Annotated in this window: 7 protein-coding genes; 6 read left to right on the forward strand and 1 reads right to left on the reverse strand. The window is 45.6% G+C overall.

Translation table 11 applies throughout. The features are described 5' to 3' along the window. Nucleotides 1-153 precede the first annotated feature (153 nt). From rfbF to QUA43_RS28500, 5 genes are all read left to right on the forward strand, one after another. The gene (gene rfbF / locus QUA43_RS28480) at nt 154-930 is read left to right on the forward strand and encodes a glucose-1-phosphate cytidylyltransferase (protein WP_333378857.1); all 777 of its coding nucleotides are present in this window, start codon (nt 154-156) and stop codon (nt 928-930) included. 190 nt (nt 931-1,120) lie between these two features. Further along, a complete protein-coding gene (locus QUA43_RS28485; RefSeq protein WP_333378859.1) occupies nt 1,121-2,185 on the forward strand; it encodes an acyl-CoA dehydrogenase family protein in 1,065 nt (354 codons plus the stop codon). An 84-nt stretch (nt 2,186-2,269) separates the two neighbouring features. Continuing rightward, nucleotides 2,270-3,001 (forward strand): cyclase family protein, encoded by a 732-nt coding sequence (locus QUA43_RS28490; RefSeq protein ID WP_333378861.1) that lies wholly within the window; start codon nt 2,270-2,272, stop codon nt 2,999-3,001. Between the two features lie 176 nt (nt 3,002-3,177). Beyond that, nucleotides 3,178-3,924 (forward strand): DUF1995 family protein, encoded by a 747-nt coding sequence (locus tag QUA43_RS28495; protein ID WP_333378863.1) that lies wholly within the window; start codon nt 3,178-3,180, stop codon nt 3,922-3,924. Nucleotides 3,925-4,253: 329 nt separating this feature from the next. Then, on the forward strand, nt 4,254-5,012 hold the full coding sequence (locus QUA43_RS28500; protein ID WP_333378865.1) for a metallophosphoesterase family protein: 759 nt from the start codon (nt 4,254-4,256) through the stop codon (nt 5,010-5,012). A gap of 324 nt (nt 5,013-5,336) precedes the next feature. Here the strand turns inward: QUA43_RS28500 and QUA43_RS28505 are convergent, their stop codons facing one another. After that, nucleotides 5,337-6,188, reverse strand: coding sequence for a M48 family metallopeptidase (locus QUA43_RS28505; protein ID WP_333378867.1), 852 nt, complete (start codon nt 6,186-6,188; stop codon nt 5,337-5,339). Between the two features lie 372 nt (nt 6,189-6,560). Between QUA43_RS28505 and QUA43_RS28510 the strand changes: the two genes are divergently transcribed. Beyond that, complete coding sequence (locus QUA43_RS28510) at nt 6,561-7,085, forward strand: DUF4330 domain-containing protein (RefSeq protein ID WP_333378868.1); 525 nt, start codon at nt 6,561-6,563, stop codon at nt 7,083-7,085. Nucleotides 7,086-7,173 lie beyond the last annotated feature (88 nt).

Below are 7,173 nucleotides of genomic sequence, written 5' to 3' on the forward strand. Positions count from 1 at the left end.
TGCGGTCGCGCGCGCCCTACAATTATTTATAATAGTTCGTGATTTCTGTGGTTTACAAAGCTTCACTCAGTATGAGAAAAAGTTAATAATTCTTTGAATAAATCACTGATGATTGATGATAAATTAATTGATCATCTTTAAAAAATTAAAAAAATGCAAGTAGTTATCCTAGCAGGTGGTCTCGGTACTCGTCTCAGAGAAGAAACAGAATTTCGCCCCAAACCTTTAGTTGATGTCGGCGGCCGTCCGATTATTTGGCACATCATGAAGATCTATGCACACTTCGGCTTCCAAAACTTTATTGTGTGCTTGGGCTATCGCGGCAACATGATTAAAGAATATTTCCTTAATTATGAAGCCATGAACAATGACTTTACTATCTGTCTGGGACGCAAAAATTGCATTACTTATCACGAGGAACATCGCGAGCAAGATTTTAATGTGACACTGGCTGAAACTGGCGCGGAAAGCATGACAGGAGGGCGGGTAAAACGGATCGAAAAATATATCGATCGCGAGAATTTCATGGTGACATACGGCGATGGAGTTGCTGATGTCAATATTGAGGCTTTAGTCGATTTCCACAAGTCTCATGGTAAGCTGGCAACTGTCACCACATTCCGTCCGATTTCTCGCTTTGGAATTTTGGATGTAGACAGCGATAGCCGCGTAGTAGAATTTACTGAGAAACCTCAAATAGACGGCTGGATAAGTGTTGGATATATGATCTTTAACCGCCGGGTGTTTGAGTATTTGGGGGAAGATGATTGTATTTTAGAACAGGAACCAATGCAGCGTTTGGCCGCAGACGGAGAGTTGATGGCTTACCGTCATGAGGGCTTCTTCTTTGCGATGGATACTTTTCGAGAATACAAGTATTTAAACGAGCTTTGGGATGAAGGGAAGGCTCCTTGGAAAGTGTGGCAATGAGTTAGTTTTGGCATTCTCAGTCAGCCTTTTATGAACGGGCTCTGCGGCCAGTTCGTTCCACAATAGATAGAATTTATTTGTTGTGGAACAGGCATCTTGCCTGTTCTTGATAAGGGTGCAGAATGTGAGGAAATAAGTAGGGACACGGCAGTGCCGTGTCCCTACCTCTGCTATAAAATAATTATAAAAAATGGATTCTCAAGATATTCTCAACAGCACAGAAACTTACCTACAAAAGTGCGTTTCACCCCACGCGGAAATTATCGACAGCGACTCGGAAGCGCTAAAAACAGCAGTTGCGGGATTGGAAGATCGATCGCTCTTAGCATTGCGAGTTCCCCAAAAATGGGGCGGTGCCGAAATTGCAGCGGAGATTTTTTACCAATATCAGGAATTGACGGCTCGATATTCCGGCGCTTTGTCTTTCCTGCAAACTCAGCACCACAGCGCCACTGCAATGCTTGCCAACAGCGACAATGAAATACTAAAAAGCAGATACTTGCCCGCGATCTCCCAAAAAGAGTTACGCTTGGGTATTGGGTTTTCGCATTTGAGGCGATCGGGCAATCCTGCCGTCACCGCAACTCCCACAAAAGCGGGTTATTTACTGTCAGGAAAAGTTCCTTGGGTAACAGGTTTTGGCTTGTTTCAAAAGTTTATTGTAGCGGCGGTACTTCCTGACGAACGCGCTGTTTTCGGTTTAGTGCCTTTTGCCAATATTGAACGCGAATATGGTAAAATAGCTTGTAGCGAAATCATGCAGTTAATCGCGATGAACTCGACTAACACTGTGACAGCAACTCTCGATAATTGGTTGCTGCATGAATCGGAAATAATTTCAGTTAAACCTGTCGGCTGGATTTCGGAAAACGACACCAAAAATATACTGAATTTTGTTCCGGGTACTTTTGGCTGTATTCGAGCGGGATTGGATGTAATTGCAGCAGCGGCGGCTGCTAAAAATTCACCTTTTATAACGGCGGCTTGCCAAAAACTAGAGCAAAAGCTCGATCGGCTAAAACAGAATTTCCCACAATCTCAACATAGCTCGAAAGCAGAACAATTAGCGCTGCGAGCTCAAGCCATTGATTTAGCGGTGCGTTGCGGGCACGCTGCGGTTGCAGTTTCTAGCGGTGCTGCTAACGGTATTGTGCACCCGGCCGGAAGAGTTTATCGAGAAGCTTTGGTGTATACTGTTTCCGGGCAAACAAAGGATGTGATGAAAGCAACGCTCGATCGACTCATCGAATTTTAGGTTTTAGATTTTAGATTTTAGATTGAGAGCGCAGAAAATCAAAAACTCAACTGTGTTTAATAAATAATAGATATATTTAACCTGATGACAAACAACTTTAAGTCAAATAATTTAAAAACGATCGCCTACAGCAAAATTGTAGACTTAACCCATGCAATTCACCCAAATATTCCCATTTGGCCAGGAGATCCAGCGACAGAAATTGCCACAGTAGCTCAAATAGAAACAGACGGGTATTTCCTGCGAAAATTCTCAATGGGAGAACACAGCGGCACTCACATCAACGCACCCAACAGCTTTTATGCAGGAGGCGCCAGCATTGATAGTTATTCCCCGCAGTCGCTCGTTATGCCGGCAATTGCGATCGACATCCGAGAGCAAAGTCTTGCCAATCCCGACTACACTTTAACAATTGATGATATATTGAATTGGGAACGGCAGCACCAACTTATAGAACCGGGAAGTCTCGTTTTATTGTATAGTGGCTGGCAAGAAAAATGGGATAATCAGGGAGCATTTTTCAACCGAGACGATCGCGGAATTTGCCACTTTCCCGGATTTGGCAAACCAGCAACTCAATTTTTGCTAGAAGAACGTTCTATCGCGGGAGTTGGAACCGACACTCACGGAGTCGATACCGGGCGAGATGAAAGTTTTGCGGTTAACAAATTGGTATTGGAAAAGCAACGAATAGTGCTGGAAAATCTAGCAAATCTCGACTTGTTACCTGCGGATGAAATCACTTTAGTTATCGGAATCTTGCGTCTTTTGGGAGGTTCCGGTTCGCCCGTCTCGGTGTTAGCTTTTGTTGCTTGAGGCGGTAAAACTTACATCTTGTACTATGCTCAAGAACAGGCAAGATGCCTGTTCCACAAAAAGTGAATTTTCTTGTGGAACGGGCATCTTGCCCGTTCCTAAACAGGTAATTGAGAAAGGTGCAATATTTCAGGTAAAATTAGATTGAGAAAAGTCGAGTAAAAACAATAAGATTAATGACAGAACTGCCCAAGGATCTCAACGAGGCGATCGCCCAATCCCGCATTGCCACCGCCGCCGCCCTCTCGGACGGCAAAACTCTACTGCAAGTCGAATTAGTATTTCCAGAAATCGCCCTGCAAGCACAGTCTATCACCCTACAATTCCTCCCAGAATTTGAGGAAATCTACCCCGGAGTAAAAGTCTTTTTTCCCGACACCGGTGCGGCTGCCCTCGCGCGCCGCGACTGGGGAGAAACACCGTTTAAAGTCACTGATTTGGGTAGCAGTCGCACCCCTGTTGAAGATAAAATATCACCGGAAGATCAACTTTTCCTTTTGATCAATCCAGCAGCCGTAGAAGTTGCCCAAGTCGAAAAACTTTACATAGCTGCGGCCGGTCGCCCAGTAATTCTACTCAACCCGCGCCTGGAAGATGTTGCCACCATAGGTATAGGCTATGCGGGCCGCCAATTGCGCGATCGATTCCTCAACAAAATCGAATCCTGCTACTATATCAGACCCCTAGACACTGCTGCTTTATTCCGCTGCTACCCCCAATCCTGGCAAGTGTGGCTGGAAACAAACGACGAATACGAACTAATTTCTGAAACCGCCCAAAAACCTGTCGGAGACGATTTAGAGCGGATTTTAGCCGCTGCTCTCCCAAGCGCCGATCCTGACTCCACCACACCTGCCAAACCTCTAAAAAAGAAAGGTTTTTTGGCAGAACTCCAGACATTCCTCAAAGCTTTGACTCAGTGACCATCGTTAAGGCTCGATCGTATTTTAGGGTGTGTCAGCTAGGATTATTTTCGACTTAATCCGTCGGCTAATCGCTGATGCACCCTAACGCGTGAAATAACTCAAAGCTTTGCCTCAGTAACAGCAGTTGCAGAAGCACAATTAACAGCTTGCCTGTGTTTCTATCAGTAGCTACGCAAACAGATACTGGCGAGCTTTACAGAATCTTTATATAAAGCAGTATAATGGGTGAGACCCCTCCACCGTAAAAGAGGGGAGGCAAATAGCAGCAAAATCAGATGCTATAAGCTAGAGATGGGGGTTTTGAGTCAGGGAAGCGGATAAACACAATGGAGCACCGGCGCATTGTTATCGGGGACGTACACGGGCATTACGACGGGTTAATGACCCTGCTAGAGGCACTTGCCCCCGGCTTGGACGATCGCGTCTATTTTTTAGGAGATTTAATCGATCGTGGCCCCAAAAGCGCTCAGGTATTAGATTTTGTGCAGCAAAGCCCCTACCAAACTCTGTTGGGCAACCACGAACAACTGATGCTGGAGGCTTTGTCGGGGACGCCACTTGATATGCGAGCGTGGCAATCTTGGCTCTACAGTGGCGGCGATGCGACAGTAGCGAGCTACAGAGATACAGGGATGATGCCGTATAAACACTTAGAGTGGCTGCGATCGCTCCCCACGCACCTGGACTTAGGGGACATCTGGCTGGTTCACGCCGGCGTTGACCCCCATCTGTCGATCGATAAACAGTCGATCGAACAACTGTGTTGGATTCGCAGGGAATTTCACACCATGTCGAAACCCTATTTTCCCAATAAATTAATTATCACCGGTCACACGATCACCTTTACCTTTCATGGGGTCAGACCGGGCGAATTAGTCAGGGGCGAAGGGTGGTTGGATATTGACACGGGTGCTTATCATCCAAAAAGCGGCTGGCTGACAGGATTTGACCTCAGCTACCGCAGAGTTTATCAAGTAAATGTATTTAACCATCAAGTCCGAATTTTGCCGTTTGACGAAGTTGTCAGGCAATTGAAGCCGCAGCCGATTGCACCCTCGGAACCTGCGATCGATGCTGTTGTTTAACAGCAGTGTTAAATCAATTTGTAGTTGTAGGGTATGTCAGCTTAAGTCCGATCTATTAAATCGAAATTAACTTGCTGCTGACTTACCCTAGTAACTGGATTTGTTTTTTAACGAACCGCGAAGACGCGAAGATCGCGAAGTAAGAAAAGAGAAGGGAAGAGAAGAGAAAATACTTCTTGCAAAAGTCCTTTTAAGCAAAGTTTCGGACGGGCAAGATGCCCATCCCACAATATAAAAAACTTTTTGTGGGATGGGCATCTTGCCCGTCCCAGCTATTTCTGCAAGAGGTCTAAAATAAGAGATTGCCTGACTGATTTACATTTGCTACGAACCTAAAAGTCTGCGGATTTCTAGCCTGTAATCCTCATTATTCAAACCTTCACCGCTAGCAAGATCCGGATCTATAGCCTGCGAAATAGCAGCAATACGATCGCCAGTTGCCGGGTGAGTGCTCAAAATGCTCGGAGGAGAAGGCTTGTTGAGCAACTTTTTCATAAAATCAACCATCCCAGATTGAGCGTAGCCCGCTCGCCCCATAGTTTGCAATCCCAACTGATCTGCTTCATACTCAGCTTGGCGACTGTGGGGGCGCCGCAAAGCCAATTCCACGCCAATCTGAACCGCCTGAGATCGATCGAGCCCAGTGGCCGAAGCTACACCTGAAGCTATGGCCATTTGACGCATTTGTTTAATCGCGTGGCGAGCATTAATGTGAGCGATTTCGTGGGCGATCACACTTGCCAATTCTGCCTCATTGTCCGCCGCTGTCATCAAGCCTTTATTCACATAAACAAAACCGCCCATAGTTGCAAAAGCATTAATCGTGTCGTCGTCAATGACTTGAAAAGTATAAGGAATATCGGGGCGAGTGCTTTCTTGAGCGAGTCGTTGACCGATGCGGTTGATATATTCTGTAGTGTCCCGATCGCGGTCAATCCTAAACTCGCTGTTCGTTAACTGCTGATTAATTTGTTGGCCAATAGTCACCTCTTGGCGATCGGACATATTCGACAATTGAATAACTTGAATGCCCCGAAAAATTAGTTCAGGCAAAGAAAATGCTTGAGTCGGTTCCGGGGAAACCACCCAGATACCTGCAGCCACAATCAGGGACAGAAACAGATAAATCCCCCGGCCACAAGTACGGCGGCAAGTCAACCAAAAACTTTTTAACATGAGTGATAGGTGCCAGAAGTTAGATAAAATTGTAGGAAAAACTCGAAAAGTCACTAAATAGGCAGACGTAATTTGAGGCTGCTTAGTTGCTATTCTAGCTTTTTGTCAATTTTTAACGTCGCCACCAGCTTCTGGGCGATCGACCCCCAGGCTAACCAACCGCCGTCAACTGCCTTCTAGCTTAAGTGCCCCAGTCATGCGGATTTTGGGCGATCGTTGTGGTAATATCTTTTAGCTTTAGGACTTACGCATCAATAAAGTATGTCATTGCCAGCGGTAGCTCAGCAATAGCAGCATCTGTTTTTCATCGATGTCTGTGTAAGTCCTGAGCTTGTAAACATACTCCTGTCGCTATCAGTATAATAGGCGATTATGAAAATTTTGGATTCTCAAGGCCGACTGTTCGGCAAACTCAGCATTCTAGACGTAGCTGCTGCTCTAATCGTACTGCTAGTTGCAGTCGGAATCTTTTTCTTTCCCGGCACTTCTGGCGGTTCCGTCGCCCAAGTCGGCACCAGTGTCAAACCTGTAGAAATTGATGCAATTGCGATCGGTCTCAAAGGAACAAACGTTCAAGATTTGTTCAAAACAGGTGATAAAATCAATGTGGTGATCCGCAATCAACCCTCCGGTCAGATTACCATCAAATCTGTCAAAACTCTCACCAGAACCCTAGCAGTTCCTCAGCCCAACGGCACTCTGAAAGCTCTCCCCGATCCCAGAGAAGAAGAAGCTTTCAGCAAAAATATGATGTTTACCTTAGAGGGAAAAGGTCAACTTACTGAAAATGGCCCGGTTTTAGGTAATACGAAAGTCAAAATTGGCACTACGCTAGAGCTTGAAGGCAACAAGTACATTTTCAACGCCAGCGTTATCGACGTGCGAGTAAAAGAATAATTAGTAGTCAATAGTCAGTAGTCAGTAGTCAGTAGTCAGTAGTCAGTAGTCAGTAGTCAGTAGTCAGTAGTCAGTAGTCAGTAGTCAG

The organism is Microcoleus sp. N9_B4 (genome assembly GCF_036701635.1).
In the GTDB taxonomy this organism is placed as follows: Bacteria; Cyanobacteriota; Cyanobacteriia; order Cyanobacteriales; family Microcoleaceae; genus Microcoleus.